Here is a 16,155-nt window from a genome sequence, read left to right as displayed (position 1 = left end):
CCGACGAGTTGAACCCCGGTATATACCAGGACTAACTAAACGGAAACGCTTTTTTAGATTTGCTGGGATGTATTGGGTTGTGGCCAAACAACTCACTCCGTGCCCGCTTTCAACACCTCGCTCATGGATATTTTCGCGAGCTTCCTCCCGCACAGCCACTTAGTCACTTCGTACACAGCGAAAATCATTACAAAACTTATCAGAACATACCATGGGTTCACAATCATGGGCATCACCATGTTGATCTGTTCCCCAAGATAACCGTACAGAGTGTTCCCTACAGCAAGCATCAAGGGCAGTCCAAGCCAAAAACCAATAAACACTACTGGCGTGGAACTATTGAGAATCAACTTCGCAACCTCTTTTCCGCGATAGCCAAATACCTTCATGAGAGATATCGTACTGCGGCTTTCCTCAATCATCATCGACGTTACAAGAAAGATAATGATTGCCCCAGTAAGACTTGAGACGATGGTGATAAGCACTACCGATCCCGTCATTGTCATGGATGTAGATGTATCAGCCATTTCATCGAGTTTACTCATGTCTTTTACCCCAGCAAGCAGATTTCTATCAATATCAAGCTTGTTTTTGCTTAGCACCCCGATATAGCTTCCCGGCTTATTACCACTTATGCGGTTGAGCTCATCGAGGGGCATATAGATATATTGACCAGAGTAGGTATCGGCGATCCCGCCTATCTTCAGACTGAATGATTTTCCATCCACTTTGCTAACGATGTTAAGCCTATCACCCACCTTTAGCCCCAGCCTGTTTGCTAGGAGATACGTGATATTTACCTGATTCTTTGGTAAATTGTTACCGTTCGAGTCATGCATCGTAATTCCGATGGAGTCTGATTCCAAGCCTACAACGTAAAACTCCGCCCTTTCGTTTCCTTTGGGATAACTGCGAATTGCATTGAACTGCTCACTGCCTTTCGGAACAGCTCCATGCTGTATTTCTTTGAAAGCATACTCCAAGGGAAAATACCTGTCAGTCCCCGCGCTGTCCATCAAAACATTAAACGAGTTGTTAACAGTGAAGCCAAACAGCAGCAGCATCGATGCAGCGCTAACGCCCAGCAGCAAAAACAACAAACGCGGTATGCTGCGTATCTGCTCGCGCAGTTTGAATTTAGCAGCAAATTTGAACCGCTCCAATCGAAGTCCACGTTCAAGGAGACTTACCTTCGTTTTTTGCTCATCGCCTTTCATTAACTCTGCCGCAGATTTCCTTAGCACTCTGCTTAGAACGAAATAGCTTGAGAGACTCAGCAGAGCCATAGGCATCAGCACTCCCAATGCCACGCTCAATGGAGGGAATGATAAGCCTGTTACGGGCACATTGTAAGAAGACGTCAGAAGATCGATGACGGGTCCTACAATCGGCAGAGCAAGCAGTGTACCTGCAAGACCGCCTGCAGCGGACAGCAGAACCGGGATTGCTATATAGTGCCGGGTCAGTTCACCCCGACGATATCCCTGTGCGTATAGCGTACCAATGACTACGCCATCTGATTTGACCATACGCAGGATCATCACACCGAGAATAAGACAGCACAGCAGGAAAACAGACACTGCCACGGGAGCGCCCAAGGTATTTGCACCTTCAATGCTCCCTCGCACCATAGCGATGCGTGCGTTAGTATCAGCGTTCAACCATTCGGAAAGAGAATATCCTTTTTTGGTTAAGAGCCCATACAGATTGGCGGCCTTTGCTTTTACATTCTCCCTATCTTTCATGTATGCCGAGTATACTGTGGTCGCCTCCGGGAACGCCTTAAAATCCGTATCGGAAATAAGACCGATGCCAAAACCGTTGGGAGGATATGTGTCATAAACGTTCTTTAGTATATAAATGTAATTGGGTATGGCTACCGTGCCAACTATATTGAATATTTTTCCGTTCAGCTTCATTTGATCGCCTATCTTCAACTTATGCATCTGGAAAAATTTCGGATCGAGCAAAATGTCCCCCGGATTTTTAAGACCGCGTCCTGATGTTACCGACGAGATATTGACTTTCATGCTAGGGCTGAGAAGACGCAATTCCCCGTTAGACACTTTTACGTCGTATAGCCGGTAAACGTCGATCAGCGCATCAGATTCTCTTTCCAGCTCCGAAATATTTTCCAGTGGTTTGTTTGACTTAAACGTAATGTCTTCCTGCTTGTTTTTTTCGGTAAAGTCGGTGACCAGATTTCCTAGGCTGCTGCCCACTCCCGAAGCTCCGATAAAATAAAAGCTCCCCAAAAATATCAAGATAAAGATACCAATATACCGACCTTTGTTTTCCTTTATGATACGCCATACGCGTTTTCGCAGTGCCATTACCATTCAATCCTTTCCGCCGGGATAAGCTCGGAATTGTGCCCAACTTCCGCAACCTCGCCGCTTCTCAGCCGGAACACGGCGTGCGCCATACCGGCGATAGCGCTGTTGTGGGTAATCATCAGGATGGTTGTGCCAAACTGCACGTTTACTTTTTGGAGCAATGACAACACGCTCCTCGAGGTCTCGAGGTCCAGCGCTCCAGTGGGTTCATCGCAGAGCAGAAGCTTTGGATTTTTGACGATGGCTCGTGCGATCGACACGCGCTGCTGCTCGCCGCCGGAGAGTTCCCGGGGGAAACGGTTCTTTTTATCGGAAAGTCCGACAGCAGACAGCACCTCATCTGTTTGAAACGGGTTTTTACTGATGTTCGACACAACCTCGATGTTTTCGGCTACTGTGAGATTCGGCACAAGGTTGTAGAACTGGAAGACAAAGCCCACGCTCTCCCGACGGTATTCAACCAGTTGGTTGTCATTTAAATCCGTAATACGCTCACCGTCCACTTCGATCGTACCACTATCCGTCCAATCCACTCCTCCTATAATGTTCATCAGCGTAGATTTACCCGAACCGGAGGGGCCTAATATTACTCCGATTTGTCCTCTTTCCATCTCCAGATCCACACCCTTGAGTACATGAGTAATAATCCCCATGTTATAGCTTTTCGTAAGGTTTGATACTGATAAAAACATCCTAACACCCCATTTTGCTTTTTTATTTACTTCAAACATAATGAAAAATAGCACTTCATTTTTTTGAGGGCTTCCATGATTTCGTCAATGGTTGCCCTGCATGTAAAAACCTCCTATGTGATAGCAAATGCGTTCATCGCAGCAGTTGAATGTTATCCTTTAATGAAATCCTTATCCTAAATGGCGCTTAAATTGTTTACTGGCGAAGAAATAAGCAATGACCATGATGCTGACGCACCAGACAAGCGCGATCCAGATGCCGTTGCCAACAGGTCCTCCATACAAAAGGGCACGAATCGTATTCACGATTGAAGTCACTGGCTGATTCTCAGCAAACACACGGACAATTTTAGGCATGGTTCCGGTGGGAACAAAGGCAGAGCTGATAAACGGCAAGAAAATCAGCGGGTACGAGTAGGCTGTAGCTCCTTCCATAGACTTCGCTGTCAATCCAGGAATAACCGCCAGCCATGTCAGTGCCAGTGTAAACAGCCCGAGAATCCCAGCTACCGCGAGCCAATCTAGGATATCAGCGTTGGAGCGGAAGCCCATTAAGAGAGCGATGAGAATAACCACCACGACAGTAAGTGCATTGGAAACAAGTGAGGTTAACACGTGAGCCCACAAAATCGACGAGCGTTTGATGGGCATGGTAATGAAACGCGCCATTAGACCACTCTTTACATCGTTAAACAGCCGCAAGGAAGTGTACGCGACACCGGACGCGATAGCCATCAATAAGATTCCTGGCAATAAATAATTGACGTAGTTGTCTGTACCTGTCTTTATGGCTCCTCCAAATACATAGACAAACAGCAGCATCATCATAATCGGCGTAATTGCCACCGTGATAATCGTATCCGGGCTTCGCATGATGTTGCGCATTAAACGCCCTAGTAAAACCCCTGTTTTGCTTTTCATTTACATCTCCTCCTTTTTGCTGATGATCGCGAGAAAAATCTCTTCCAATGTCGGCTGCTTCTCGATGTACTCCACTTTCGCTGGTGGGAACATCTCTTTGAGTTCGGTAAGGGTACCGATCGCTATGATTTTTCCGCCATGCAGGATGGCGATACGGTCCGCCAGTTGTTCGGCTTCTTCCAGGTACTGGGTCGTCAGCAAGATGGTCGTGCCGCCGCCAGCAAGCTCCTTGACAGTATTCCAGACTTCAATCCGAGCTTCAGGGTCAAGCCCTGTGGTCGGTTCGTCGAGAAAAATGACTTCTGGCGTCCCGATCAGACTCATGGCGATGTCAAGCCGGCGCTTCATCCCGCCGGAATAATTGTCCGCCCTCCGGTTGGCCGCATCCGTCAAACTGAATCTTGCAAGCAGATTGTCGGCGACTTGTGCGGGGTTGGAAACTCCCCGTAACTTGGCGATCATCATGAGGTTTTCTCGTCCAGTGAGCATGCCATCTAAAGCTGCGAACTGCCCAGTCAAGCTGATGCTCTGACGAATATCATCCGGTTGACGCTGGACGTCAAAGCCGCAAATACCTGCTTCGCCACCATCAGGCTTCATTAGTGTCGAGAGGATATTGACCGTAGTCGTCTTGCCTGCTCCATTTGAGCCCAGCAGTGCGAAAATTTCGCCACGCCGTACCTCAAAATCCACTCCCTTTAAAACCTCCTTGTCCTTAAAGGATTTTTTTAACCCTTTTACAGAAATTGCTGCATTGCTCATACTTATTTCCTCCTTATTAAAGGCGCAACAAGGCGCTAGATTACCTATACATCCCTATTCAGTCTGGCTGATAATCAGTATTACTTACTACTAGGTTAAAATTATAACTGAATAGTGAAGGTGGCACATCCACATTTGTAGCCAGGCTATTCAGTCGGAATTAGTTATTGTATTTACTTTTTTTCCAATCGCTTCGTGATACTCTGATTCAAATCTTCATTTCTCATCCTTCACTAGATCGTCGCAGAAAGCAGCAACATCTGTCCCTGTGACTTCAAGCACACCTTTTCCAGCAGCTGCGCCATCTTCAAAGAAGCTGAGAATTTCCGAGAGCAGTCCAATACCTTCGTTTTGCTCAAAAGGAGCGACTTTGAAGAGATATTTTTGGATTTCTTTATAGACAATTTGGTAATCTTGTGGAAGCGCTTTGACACGCGAAACATGGGCTCTCCATTCTTTTTTTCCTTCAATAATTTCTTTGATACTCATTTCAGTCCTCCTAATTTTCTTGCTATGTTCTTATTCAGTTGGTCACGCCATTTATCTTGATAAGTTTTTGCACCTTCGTCACCAACAAGCGCTGCACAGAAGCCTTTGATATCATCTCCTAATACTTCTTCGACACTCTGACCGTCTGCTGATGTAACTTCAAGCAGTTCAAGAGCACTGTCAAGAATCGGCATCAGATTACGACCTGTGAAATCTCCTTGAATCCAGAGATTACTATTAATTTCTTTCCAAACAGTTTGATATTCAGCTGGCAAGACTTTTGCTCGTGCTTCAAAATCTTTCATTTCCTTAGCCATATCGCTGCCGGTTATTTTTTCTAAGAAGTTCATTGTAGTCTCCTTTAAGATACTAAGCTGTTCAGCAAAGTTCTTTTATTTAATCGAATCGTTGAGTTTTTGACGTTGCTTATCAACCCACGATTTTGCATCAATGACAAGATCATCGCAGAAGGCTGCTACGTCATTTCCAGTAACTTCTTTAACTTGCTTGCCATTGGCTGCGGCTTCTTCAAGAAGGTCGATGATGTGATTAAAGACGAATTTCGTTTCTTGCCAATCCATTACGCCGCCAGTGTTCCAGAGATATTTTTGCATCGCTTTGTAGGCGTTGTGGTAGTCTTCAGGTAAGGTTTTTGCGCGTTTTTCCATTTCACGCCATTCTTTCTTTTCACTAAAAACTCCAAAGATTTTTTCAAAAATACTCATGTTCATTCTCCTTTATTTTGTTTTTAATTCGCTTAGTTTGTTTGAGATGAAATTCCATTTATCCCAGAAATTTTCCAATTTATCTCGTCCAGCTTCATTGAGCCGATAAAATTTGCGTGGTGGGCCTATCGTGGATGGCTTTTTCTCAATGTCCACCAGATTGTGTTTCTCAAGTCGCATAGTAATCGTATAAACGGTTCCTTCCACCACATCGGTGAAGCCAAGTTTTCGCAGGTGCTGCGTGATTTCATATCCGTAAGTTTCTCCACGGCTGATGATCTCAAGTACACAACCCTCAAGCACCCCTTTCAACATTTCCGTGATGTTTTCCATGTATTTCCCGCCTTTTGTTTTTGACTTTTATTTTCAGTACTCTGTATCACAGGTATTTTGTATTACTGATTACTTGTATATAGTAACACCGAATAGCGGAGGGTGTCAACTTTTTTCTTGAAATATTTTGCACTAACGAAAACAACCTTTGTTATTGGAGTGACTACAAAAGGTTGTTTTCGTTAAAGATTCGATTCATATTCTTTTACCCTTCTGTAAAAAGTGTTACTTTTCATTCCGATCTTTTTCATGGCTTCTACAACCGATATCCTCTTTTGCTTCCAGTCCCTATAAACGGATTGAAAGGTTTCGTTAATCTCGATTTTCTTCACTCGTTTGAGCTGGTAAGTACCAATATACAAAAGAACTAAAAACAAATGCATTTAAAAGCTTCTGATAAACACTGTCTGTCTACACATACTGTAAAGGCGGCCCTGATCAAAAGATTCATTTTCAAGAATATAAAAATGGAAAATGGGTTACCGTCAAAGATGCAAGTGGTAAAGTTTATTGATCAACATCAAAAGAAAAAGAAACATATGATAGAACCCCTGCAAAAAAAGGGAATCCATACAGGAAAATCCTAGATACAAATGAAAGTTGAATTCATTGATGGTAATGTTGCTTCATCAAAGATAGAAAGTATGAAAAGCCTTCGAAACGAAGGCTTTTCATTTATTTTTTTATATTATAAAGAAAGACATAGCAATATATTGTAATCTCAAAGAAAAAAACAATATGATAGAAATTTTCTTTCCTACTTCGAAATCGCTACATATTTCTCCGATACTGCCCCCCCACTTCATAAAGAGCAGAAGTGATCTGCCCAAGGCTTGCGACTTTTACTGTCTCCATCAGTTCGGCAAAAATATTCCCATTTGACTGGGCAACTTGCTTTAACTTTTCCAAAGCCAAACTAGATTCATTTTGATGGTTTTTTTGAAAAGCGATGACATGTTCAATTTGTGTTCTTTTCTCTTCGTCTGCCGCCCTCGTTAACTCCAACTGCTCATTCTCTACTGGGTTTTGATTTTCAAATGTATTTACTCCGATGATCGGCAGTTCTCCTGTATGTTTTTTCATCTCATACAACATGGATTCTTCTTGAATTTTACTTCTTTGATACTGGGTTTCCATCGCTCCCAATACACCGCCTCGATCACTGATACGTTCAAATTCTTGTAAAACTGCCTCTTCCACAAGATCTGTTAACTCATCAATGATAAAGGAACCTTGTAAAGGATTTTCATTTTTGGCTAAGCCTAGTTCTTTCGTGATAATAAGCTGGATTGCCATTGCTCGTCTTACTGACTCTTCTGTCGGAGTCGTGATTGCCTCATCATATGCGTTCGTATGAAGAGAATTACACTGATCATAGAGCGCCAGCAAGGCTTGAAGGGTCGTGCGGATATCGTTAAAGTCAATTTCTTGGGCATGTAAAGATCGACCAGAGGTTTGGATATGGTATTTGAGTTTTTGGCTGCGATCGTTTGCTTTATACAGTCGTTTCATCACAATCGCCCAAATGCGACGAGCGACTCTCCCAATCACCGCATACTCTGCATCTAAACCATTACTAAAGAAAAACGAAAGGTTAGGAGCAAATTCATCGATTTTCATCCCTCTACTCAAATAATATTCTACATAAGTAAAAGCATTAGCTAGCGTAAAAGCGAGTTGCGTAATAGGGTTTGCTCCTGCTTCTGCGATATGATAACCACTGATGCTAACAGAATAATAGTTACGAATATGATGTTGGATGAAATAGTCTTGCATATCCCCCATCATTTTCAGCGCAAACTCTGTGGAAAAAATACAGGTATTTTGACCTTGATCTTCCTTCAAAATATCAGCTTGGACGGTACCACGTACCGCTTGCAGAGTAGATGCCATAATGTTTTGATCTTCTTCCAAAGACGGGGCGCGTCCATTTTCTTGGAAAAATCCCTCGCGTTGTTGATCCATTGCCACATTGAGATACATCGCAAGTATAATGGGGGCAGGTCCATTGATCGTCAGGGAGACACTTGTATGGGGAGCACAAAGGTCAAATCCTTGAAATAAGGTTCGCATATTTTCTATCGTACAAATACTAACCCCAGACTCCCCTATTTTCCCATACACATCTGGTCGTTCGGCAGGGTCTTCCCCATAAAGCGTAACGCTGTCAAACGCCGTAGATAAGCGCTTTGCTTGATCATTTTTTGATAAATAATGAAAACGCCGATTGGTTCTTTCTGGTGTTCCTTCCCCTGCAAACTGTCTTTTTGGATCTTCATCCTGACGTTTGAGTGGAAAAACTCCAGCCGTAAACGGGAAATAACCAGGAAGATTTTCTTTGTACAACCAGCGTAACTGTTCCCCCAAATCCCGATATTTCGGAAGGGATATTCTCGGAATTTTGCTACCTGAAAGTGTTTCAGTAAACAAAGGCGCGGTGATTTTTCGATTTCTCACTTGCGAAATGAGTTCTTCCTGTTGATATAACTTGATTAATTTTTGCCACTGAGCAAGTAATTGCTTACTAGATGGATACAGTTGCTCCCATAATTCTTTTTTCTTCTCTTCCACTTGGTCGATATGCGGAAGCAGTGCTTGGACTCCTTCCAGTTGGTATATTTTCGTAGCTATGTCCGCTTGTTCCTCTACCTCTTTATCGTAATTGCGGATCGTGGAAGATATATCTCGCAGATAATGTACTCGTTCAGGAGGAATAATAGAGGATTTTTGATAGTTATCGTCGATTTGAATACTCGTTGACATCCAATTATTGGCCTGGTTTTGATTCATCAGTTGAATAATTTCAAGGTAAAGTTGGTTTACACCTTGATCATGGAAATGACTAGCCATCGTAAGAAAAACAGGCATTTTTTCCACGTCAACATCAAATTGCTCACGGTTTCGTTGCACTTGTTTTTTTACATCTCGCAGTGCATCTTCGGAACCTTTGTGGTCTGCTTTGTTAATCGCAATGATATCTGCATAATCCAACATCTCAATTTTTTCCAATTGAGAAGGAGAGCCATACTCCGATGTCATGACATAAACGGAAACATCACTGACAGATACAATATCCGCATTTCCTTGACCAATTCCGCTTGTCTCTACAAGTATGAGATCAAAATCTGCATGTTGGAGCACTTCAATAGCAGCTTCAACTGCATCACTTAACTCCGAACGTGCTTGTCGAGTGGCAAGACTTCGTAAAAAAATATGGGGATGATAAATAGCGTTCATTCGGATACGATCACCGAGCAAAGCACCACCTGTCTTTTGCTTGGATGGATCAATCGAAAGTATGCCGATTCTTTTATTTGGGAAATCTTGTACAAAACGACGGACGATCTCATCCGTTAGCGAGCTTTTCCCTGCACCACCTGTACCCGTAATCCCAACAACAAGGGAATGTTTCCCTGCCTTTGGAATTTTCCCGCCCTGTTCTACATAGGTTATTGCCTGGGAAATAGCGTAATCATCCAAAATGGATTGTTCCTTCCAACTCTTCCCTCGATTAATGGATTGATCAGTCTTTTCGACCATCCAGTTGATCATACCTTGCAAACCTAATTCACGCCCATCTTGGGGCGAAAAAATTTTGGAAACGCCATAGTTATGAAGAAACTCGATCTCCGAGGGAATGATGACGCCTCCCCCTCCACCAAATACGTGAATATCTTCTGCTCCCTTTTCTCGAAGCAAATCCATCAAATAAGTAAAAAACGAAATATGTCCACCTTGATAAGAAGAAACAGCAATACCTTGAACGTCTTCTTGAATAGCAGCAGTAACAATTTCATGGACAGAGCGATTGTGTCCTAGATGAATAACTTCTACACCAGATGCTTGGAGCATTCTACGAAATAAATTAATAGAAGCATCATGACCATCATACAAACTTGCAGCAGTAATAAAACGGATTGCATGCTTTGGATATCGTTTAACCATACACTGTCCCATCCTTCCACTGCACTCTTATTCACTTTCCATACCAAATAAGCGATCTGCTACTTCCTTTGCAATCTCTTGGGGGGTAACGGTTTTCTTTTCTAACATCGTCAAACGTTTTTCAAAATCTTGCTGTTGCCATACTTCTTTGCATTTTTGTTCTAAGATCAACCACAGTTCTTCTTCCACTTCGTGATAGAGCTGTTTTATACGCTGTTTTTCTCCTATTCCCGTATGTTTTAAATATTGTTTATGTTTTTGTAGCAGAGTCCACAAACCTTCTATACCTTGGTGCGCAGAAGCGTTGGTAGCAATGACTTTAGGAGCCCAATCTGCTTTGCCCCCGCTTATCTCCAGCATATCCTCAATCTCGGCAATCAGGCGTGAGGCACCTATGAGATCTGCTTTGTTCACTACATATATATCAGCAATCTCCATAACGCCTGCCTTGGTCACTTGAATCATATCTCCAGCGCCCGGATGGAGAACAACACAAATGGAGTCTGTCATATGCATAATCGAAAGTTCAGACTGACCGACACCAACTGTCTCTATCAGGATCACATCAAAACCGGCTGCATCCAATACACGTACACTGTCTTTTGTAAACCTAGATATGCCGCCAACTTTACCTCGATTGGCCATACTTCGCAAGTAAATCCCATCATCCATTGCATATCGATTCATGCGAATACGATCTCCTAAAATCGCTCCACCCGAATAAGGACTTGATGGATCAATGGCAATGACTCCTATGGTTAAGTCTTGTTTTCTTAAAAAAGCTAGAAGAGAGGCTATTAATGTGCTCTTCCCTGCACCAGGAGGACCCGTAATCCCGATGACATGGGCTCCTCCAGTAAAGGGAAGCAACTGTTGTAATATTGCAAGGGCATCGGGATCTCGATTTTCTAATTTGGTGATGGTTTGCGCAATAGTACGTTTATCTTTTTGACGCAAACTAGTAAGCCAATCTTTCAACTTCCAGCCTCCTAGCTATTTCGTTAAATATTTCGCTATAACTAATCGTTGAATTTCATTGGTTCCCTCGTAGATTTGCGTTATTTTAGCATCTCTCATCATACGTTCTACTGGATAATCACGAGTATACCCATATCCGCCAAAGACTTGAACTGCTTCTGTCGTGACTTGCATCGCTGTGTCTCCTGCAAATAATTTTGCCATAGCAGATGCCTTTCCATAGTCCAACCCTTTGCTTTCTAACCACGCTGCTTGATAGGTTAGCAATCGGGCTGCTTCGATTTGTGTTGCCATATCTGCCAATTTAAACTGAATCGCTTGTTGATCAGCCAATGTCTTGCCAAACTGCCTTCTCTCTTTCGCATAAGCTAAAGCCGCATCTAATGCACCTTGAGCAATGCCTACAGCTTGAGCTGCAATACCATTTCTTCCACCATCTAGGGTACGCATTGCAATGGTGAATCCTTCTCCCTCAGCTCCCAGTCGTTGCTGAACAGGAATACGACAATCTTCCATTATAATTTCCAAAGTAGGGGAGGAACGAATGCCTAGCTTTTTTTCCTTTTTGCCAAACGAAAATCCGGGTGTGCCTTTTTCGATAATAAATGCACTGATACCGCGATGCTTTTTCGCAGAGTCTGTCACAGCAAAAACCAAATAAATTTCTGCTTCTCCACCATTGGTAATAAAGATTTTATTTCCATTTAGGACATAGTGATCCCCATCAAGTGTTGCGGTTGTTTTCATATTCGCTGCATCTGAGCCTGATCCGGGTTCCGTCAACCCATAGGCACCTAATTTTTTACCTTCAGCCAAAGGACGAAGATACTGTTCCTTTTGATCAGGAGAGCCATAAGCAAAAAGTGGCCAACTCGCCAAAGAGATATGAGCGGATAAGGTAACTCCCATGGATGCACAAACGCGAGAAAGTTCTTCCACAGTTATCACATAACTGAGGAAATCACTGCCTGCGCCCCCTAGTTCTTCTGTCCATGGTATACCCGTCAAACCTAACTCACCCATCTGATCAAATAAGCCTCGATCAAATCGCTCTTCTTCATCACGAATACTGGCTGTAGGCGCTATCATTTCCTCCGCAAACTGACGAACCATCTTTCGCATCATCTCATGCTCTTCATCCAACTTAAAATTCATTTCAGTCTGCCCCTCTCCTGTGTCAACGTGTTTGCCACGACCAACCGTTGAATTTCATTTGTACCTTCGTAAATTTGCGTTACTTTGGCATCGCGAAACAATCGTTCCACTGGGTAATCCCGAATGTAGCCATTGCCGCCAAAAATCTGCACTGCTTCGGTGGTCACTTTCATCGCTACATCGGATGCAAATAATTTTGCCATTGATGCTTCTTGCTTACATGCTTTACCTTCTTGTTTATAAGAAGCAGCTCGATAAATCATCAATCTAGCAGCTTCAACCAGTGTAGCCATATCTGCAAGTTTAAACTGGATCGCTTGAAAATTTGCGATTGATTTACCAAACTGTTGCCGTTGTTTCACATATTGCAAACAATGATCAAGTGCGCTTTGAGCGATACCAAGTGCTTGTGCCCCTATTCCGATTCTTCCTCCAGCAAGATGCGCTAGTGCGATTTCGTAACCTTGTCCTTCTGCTCCTAACAATTGACTCATGGGTACTTCGGCTTGATCAAAGATTAGCTCTCCTGTATTGGAACCATTCAAGCCCATCTTTTTCTCTTTTTTACCAAATGTAAAACCAGGGGTTCCTTTGTCGACAATAAAGGCACTGATTCCTTTTGTCCCTTTGGATGGGTCCGTTACAGCAAAAACGATATAAACGTCTGCAACTTCTGCATTTGTAATAAATATTTTATTCCCTGTTAGAATGTATTTATCTTTTTCCCTAACTGCCCGCGTTTGAATCTTACTCGCATCAGACCCTGCATGGGATTCGGTTAAAGCAAAAGCTCCAATTTTCCGACCCCAGCACAGATCTTCTAAGTATTTTCGCTTTTGCTCCTCTGTACCAAAGTTCATAATAGGCATCGTAGCAACAGAAGTATGCACTGCTAATATCACTCCTACCGTTGCACTGACACGCGATATTTCCTCCAGTGCAATAATATAAGTGATAAAATCAGCACCCGCTCCTCCAAGGTTAGCAGGAATCGGAATACCCATAAAACCCATTTCCCCCATTTTTCGAATTACGGCAGCTGGAAATTCTTCGTTTTCTTCCATTTTGGGTATATGCGGTGGGATATGTTCCTCTGCAAATCGTCTGACCAATGTTTGCATCATTTTTTGTTCTGCAGTAAAAGTAAACTCCATCAAACCCCACTCCTGTACTCATAAAATCCCCGACCACTCTTTTTTCCTAGCCATCCTGCTGCTACATATTTTTTTAACAGGGGACATGGCCGATATTTGCTGTCTGCAAACCCTTCATGCAACGTTTCCATAATAGAAAGGCATGTATCCAATCCAATGAAATCAGCCAATTCTAATGGCCCCATTGGATGGTTCATTCCCAATTTCATCACCTCATCAATCGCTTTGGGTGATGCTACACCTTCATAAACAGCATAGATTGCTTCATTAATCATTGGCATCAGAATGCGATTGGAAACAAATCCAGGAAAATCATGGACTTCGACGATTTCTTTTCTTAATCTTTGGGAAACTTCTATTACACGCTGATAAGTCTCTTCGCTTGTTGCCAAACCACGAATCACTTCTACCAGTTTCATCACAGGAACTGGATTCATAAAATGCATACCAATCACGCGATCAGCACGATTGGTTACCGCAGCTAGAGACGTAATTGATATAGAGGAGGTATTGCTAGCGAAAATAGTAGCAGGAGGAGCAATCACATCCAATTGAGCAAACAGTTCCTCTTTCACTTGTTTTTGCTCGACGATTGCTTCTATGACTAAATCCGCATTTTGTACTTCATTTAAATTTGTCGTTGGCAAAAGTTTGTCTAGGCATGTTTGTTTTTCTTCTGTCGTTAATCTTCCTTTGGAAATTTGTCTGTCTAGGTTTTGTTCGATCTTTGCGACCCCACGATGAACCAAATCCACTGTCTGATCGATCAGCATAACAGAGAATCCCGCACGAATACATACTTCTGCTATTCCGCTTCCCATCTGACCTGCGCCAATTACCGCAATACGATCCAATTCCTTCTCCTCCTAATCTGCTTATACTTCAATCAATACAGCATCACCTTGTCCTGCACCGCTGCAAATAGCCGCTATACCAAGTCCTCCACCACGTCGCCGAAGTTCATAAGCAAGTGTAAGCAAGATACGAGCACCACTTGCTCCAATCGGATGACCAAGTGCCACAGCACCACCATTTACGTTTATTCTAGACTTACTTATTCCAAGCATTTTTGCAGTAGCTAATGTAACGGCAGCAAATGCTTCATTTATCTCAAATAAATCGATATCCGATAGTTGTAAAGAGTGTTGACTCAAAAGTTTTTGGATTGCATAGGCTGGAGTGATGGGAAAATGGGACGGTTCCATCGCAACCGAAGCATGACCAAGAATAGATGCAAGCGGTTTCAATTCGAGTTGTTCTGCCTTGTTTCGTGAGCTAATAACCATGGCAGCTGCACCATCATTCACACCTGGAGCATTTCCTGCTGTGATCGTACCATCAGTTGTGAATGCAGCTTTTAGTTGTGCCAATTTATCTATGCTGCTATCCGAGCGAACGGATTCATCTTTGGAAATGGTGATATTTGCTTTCTTGTTCTTCAGCCCTACTGGAACAATCTCTTCTGACATAACTCCAGTGACAATTGCTTTTGTCGCTAACTGATGGCTTCGAAATGCCCATGCATCTTGTTCTTCCCTACTTATTTGATGTTCTTTTGCAGATGTATTTCCATGTAAAATCATATGGACATCCTCAAAAGCACACCACAAACCATCATGTATCATCAAATCGAGTACTTCTCCATGGCCCATTCGTTGTCCAAATCGAGCTTTCGGCAACACATAAGGAGCATGGCTCATGCTTTCCATTCCGCCTGCTATGATCAATTGACTGCCGCCAGCACGAATAATTTGATCGGCTAAAGTGACACTGCGTATACCAGAGGCGCACACTTTATTGATCGTTTCCGTTGGTACATGCCAAGGCACTCCTGCCAGATGGGCTGCTTGACGCGATGGTATCTGTCCTGCGCCACCCTGAAGGACCATGCCCATGATCACTTCTTCTACCACATCAGCATCTATACTCGATCGTTTCAATGCTTCTTTGATCGCAATCGCCCCGAGTTCTACGGCCGATAAAGTCTGTAAACTTCCACCCAGTTTTCCAACAGGTGTTCTTGCTCCATCTACAATCACCACTTCACTCATCCATCCCACCCCCAATAAATGAAAAGGATTACTTTTAAAGTAAAAATGAAAACGCTAACAATACTAAGAATACCTTATAAAGATGACTTTTACAATTAGATCAAAGAGTAGGAGAGTAAGAGACAAAAGATACTATATACTATGTGAGTCCAAGCTTGACATCCTCCCCTACCTAAAATCCTGACGGATTTTTGAGGAAGGAGATTCCAACGGATTTCCACTGTGTAGGAAACAGTCAGTGCCGAAGGTGGTTACCGTTACCTCCTCACAGTCCGTTCTCCGTTTCCAAAAACGAAAACCGGTAGTGAATCATTGGCTAGGTGTACAGCTCAGTCAGGAGCCTTACAAAAGACATGGAATCTTTTGCAGCGGGGTTAAGCCGCAGTGAAAGGAATAGGTGGTCTTGTGGAGATAACAAAACTGGCATTGACATCCGCATTTTGTTTNTGNCCACAAGNGCATTTATATAAGGAACCCCTGCGGTTCCTTTTTTCCGTATGACCACAATTCGAACATTCTTGGCTTGTTTTGTAGGGATTTACTTTTTGTACCTCTAGCTCGGCTAGCTGCGCTTTGTAATTAAGTTTTATTTCTAAGTCAAAAAAAGCCCAAGA

16 protein-coding genes are annotated in these 16,155 nt (G+C 43.0%); all 16 read right to left on the bottom strand.

Translation table 11 applies throughout. From position 1 onward, the window contains the following. Window positions 1-92: 92 nt before the first annotated feature. The 16 genes from A3GQ_RS0107435 to A3GQ_RS23670 all read right to left on the bottom strand — a co-directional run bounded on the left by A3GQ_RS0107435 (window position 93) and on the right by A3GQ_RS23670 (window position 16,131). A complete protein-coding gene (locus tag A3GQ_RS0107435; RefSeq protein WP_028776523.1) occupies window positions 93-2,333 on the bottom strand; it encodes an ABC transporter permease in 2,241 nt (746 codons plus the stop codon). Continuing rightward, a complete protein-coding gene (locus tag A3GQ_RS0107430; RefSeq protein ID WP_028776522.1) occupies window positions 2,333-3,028 on the bottom strand; it encodes an ABC transporter ATP-binding protein in 696 nt (231 codons plus the stop codon). The genes A3GQ_RS0107435 and A3GQ_RS0107430 overlap by 1 nt, the downstream gene beginning before the upstream one ends. A gap of 171 nt (window positions 3,029-3,199) precedes the next feature. Then, window positions 3,200-3,949 (bottom strand): ABC transporter permease, encoded by a 750-nt coding sequence (locus A3GQ_RS0107425; protein ID WP_028776521.1) that lies wholly within the window; start codon window positions 3,947-3,949, stop codon window positions 3,200-3,202. Then, window positions 3,950-4,711, bottom strand: coding sequence for an ABC transporter ATP-binding protein (locus A3GQ_RS0107420; protein WP_028776520.1), 762 nt, complete (start codon window positions 4,709-4,711; stop codon window positions 3,950-3,952). A gap of 216 nt (window positions 4,712-4,927) precedes the next feature. Beyond that, window positions 4,928-5,200, bottom strand: coding sequence for a DUF1048 domain-containing protein (locus tag A3GQ_RS23675; RefSeq protein ID WP_051271349.1), 273 nt, complete (start codon window positions 5,198-5,200; stop codon window positions 4,928-4,930). Further along, window positions 5,197-5,550, bottom strand: a complete 354-nt coding sequence (locus tag A3GQ_RS0107410; protein ID WP_028776519.1) for a DUF1048 domain-containing protein — start codon at window positions 5,548-5,550, stop codon at window positions 5,197-5,199. The genes A3GQ_RS23675 and A3GQ_RS0107410 overlap by 4 nt, the downstream gene beginning before the upstream one ends. A gap of 42 nt (window positions 5,551-5,592) precedes the next feature. Continuing rightward, window positions 5,593-5,925 (bottom strand): DUF1048 domain-containing protein, encoded by a 333-nt coding sequence (locus tag A3GQ_RS0107405; RefSeq protein WP_028776518.1) that lies wholly within the window; start codon window positions 5,923-5,925, stop codon window positions 5,593-5,595. A 12-nt stretch (window positions 5,926-5,937) separates the two neighbouring features. Next, window positions 5,938-6,258: a PadR family transcriptional regulator gene (locus tag A3GQ_RS0107400; RefSeq protein ID WP_028776517.1), complete on the bottom strand. Its 321-nt coding sequence runs from the start codon at window positions 6,256-6,258 to the stop codon at window positions 5,938-5,940. Between the two features lie 182 nt (window positions 6,259-6,440). Continuing rightward, window positions 6,441-6,641, bottom strand: a complete 201-nt coding sequence (locus A3GQ_RS27660; RefSeq protein ID WP_028776516.1) for a hypothetical protein — start codon at window positions 6,639-6,641, stop codon at window positions 6,441-6,443. A gap of 388 nt (window positions 6,642-7,029) precedes the next feature. After that, a complete protein-coding gene (gene icmF / locus A3GQ_RS0107385) occupies window positions 7,030-10,203 on the bottom strand; it encodes a fused isobutyryl-CoA mutase/GTPase IcmF (protein WP_028776514.1) in 3,174 nt (1,057 codons plus the stop codon). A gap of 27 nt (window positions 10,204-10,230) precedes the next feature. Then, the gene (gene meaB / locus A3GQ_RS0107380) at window positions 10,231-11,181 is read right to left on the bottom strand and encodes a methylmalonyl Co-A mutase-associated GTPase MeaB (RefSeq protein WP_028776513.1); all 951 of its coding nucleotides are present in this window, start codon (window positions 11,179-11,181) and stop codon (window positions 10,231-10,233) included. A 15-nt stretch (window positions 11,182-11,196) separates the two neighbouring features. Next, window positions 11,197-12,336, bottom strand: a complete 1,140-nt coding sequence (locus tag A3GQ_RS0107375) for an acyl-CoA dehydrogenase (RefSeq protein ID WP_028776512.1) — start codon at window positions 12,334-12,336, stop codon at window positions 11,197-11,199. Continuing rightward, window positions 12,333-13,490 (bottom strand): acyl-CoA dehydrogenase, encoded by a 1,158-nt coding sequence (locus tag A3GQ_RS0107370; RefSeq protein WP_028776511.1) that lies wholly within the window; start codon window positions 13,488-13,490, stop codon window positions 12,333-12,335. Before A3GQ_RS0107370 ends, A3GQ_RS0107375 begins: the two co-directional genes overlap by 4 nt. Continuing rightward, on the bottom strand, window positions 13,490-14,344 hold the full coding sequence (locus tag A3GQ_RS0107365) for a 3-hydroxybutyryl-CoA dehydrogenase (protein WP_028776510.1): 855 nt from the start codon (window positions 14,342-14,344) through the stop codon (window positions 13,490-13,492). Before A3GQ_RS0107365 ends, A3GQ_RS0107370 begins: the two co-directional genes overlap by 1 nt. Window positions 14,345-14,365: 21 nt before the next feature. Beyond that, window positions 14,366-15,541, bottom strand: coding sequence for an acetyl-CoA C-acetyltransferase (locus A3GQ_RS0107360; RefSeq protein ID WP_028776509.1), 1,176 nt, complete (start codon window positions 15,539-15,541; stop codon window positions 14,366-14,368). Window positions 15,542-15,915: 374 nt separating this feature from the next. Further along, a complete protein-coding gene (locus A3GQ_RS23670) occupies window positions 15,916-16,131 on the bottom strand; it encodes a zinc ribbon domain-containing protein (protein ID WP_425423367.1) in 216 nt (71 codons plus the stop codon). Window positions 16,132-16,155 lie beyond the last annotated feature (24 nt).

It is taken from the genome of Shimazuella kribbensis DSM 45090 (assembly GCF_000428065.1).
GTDB lineage: Bacteria > Bacillota > Bacilli > Thermoactinomycetales > Thermoactinomycetaceae > Shimazuella > Shimazuella kribbensis.
This window is presented reverse-complemented; position numbering and strand designations above follow the sequence as displayed.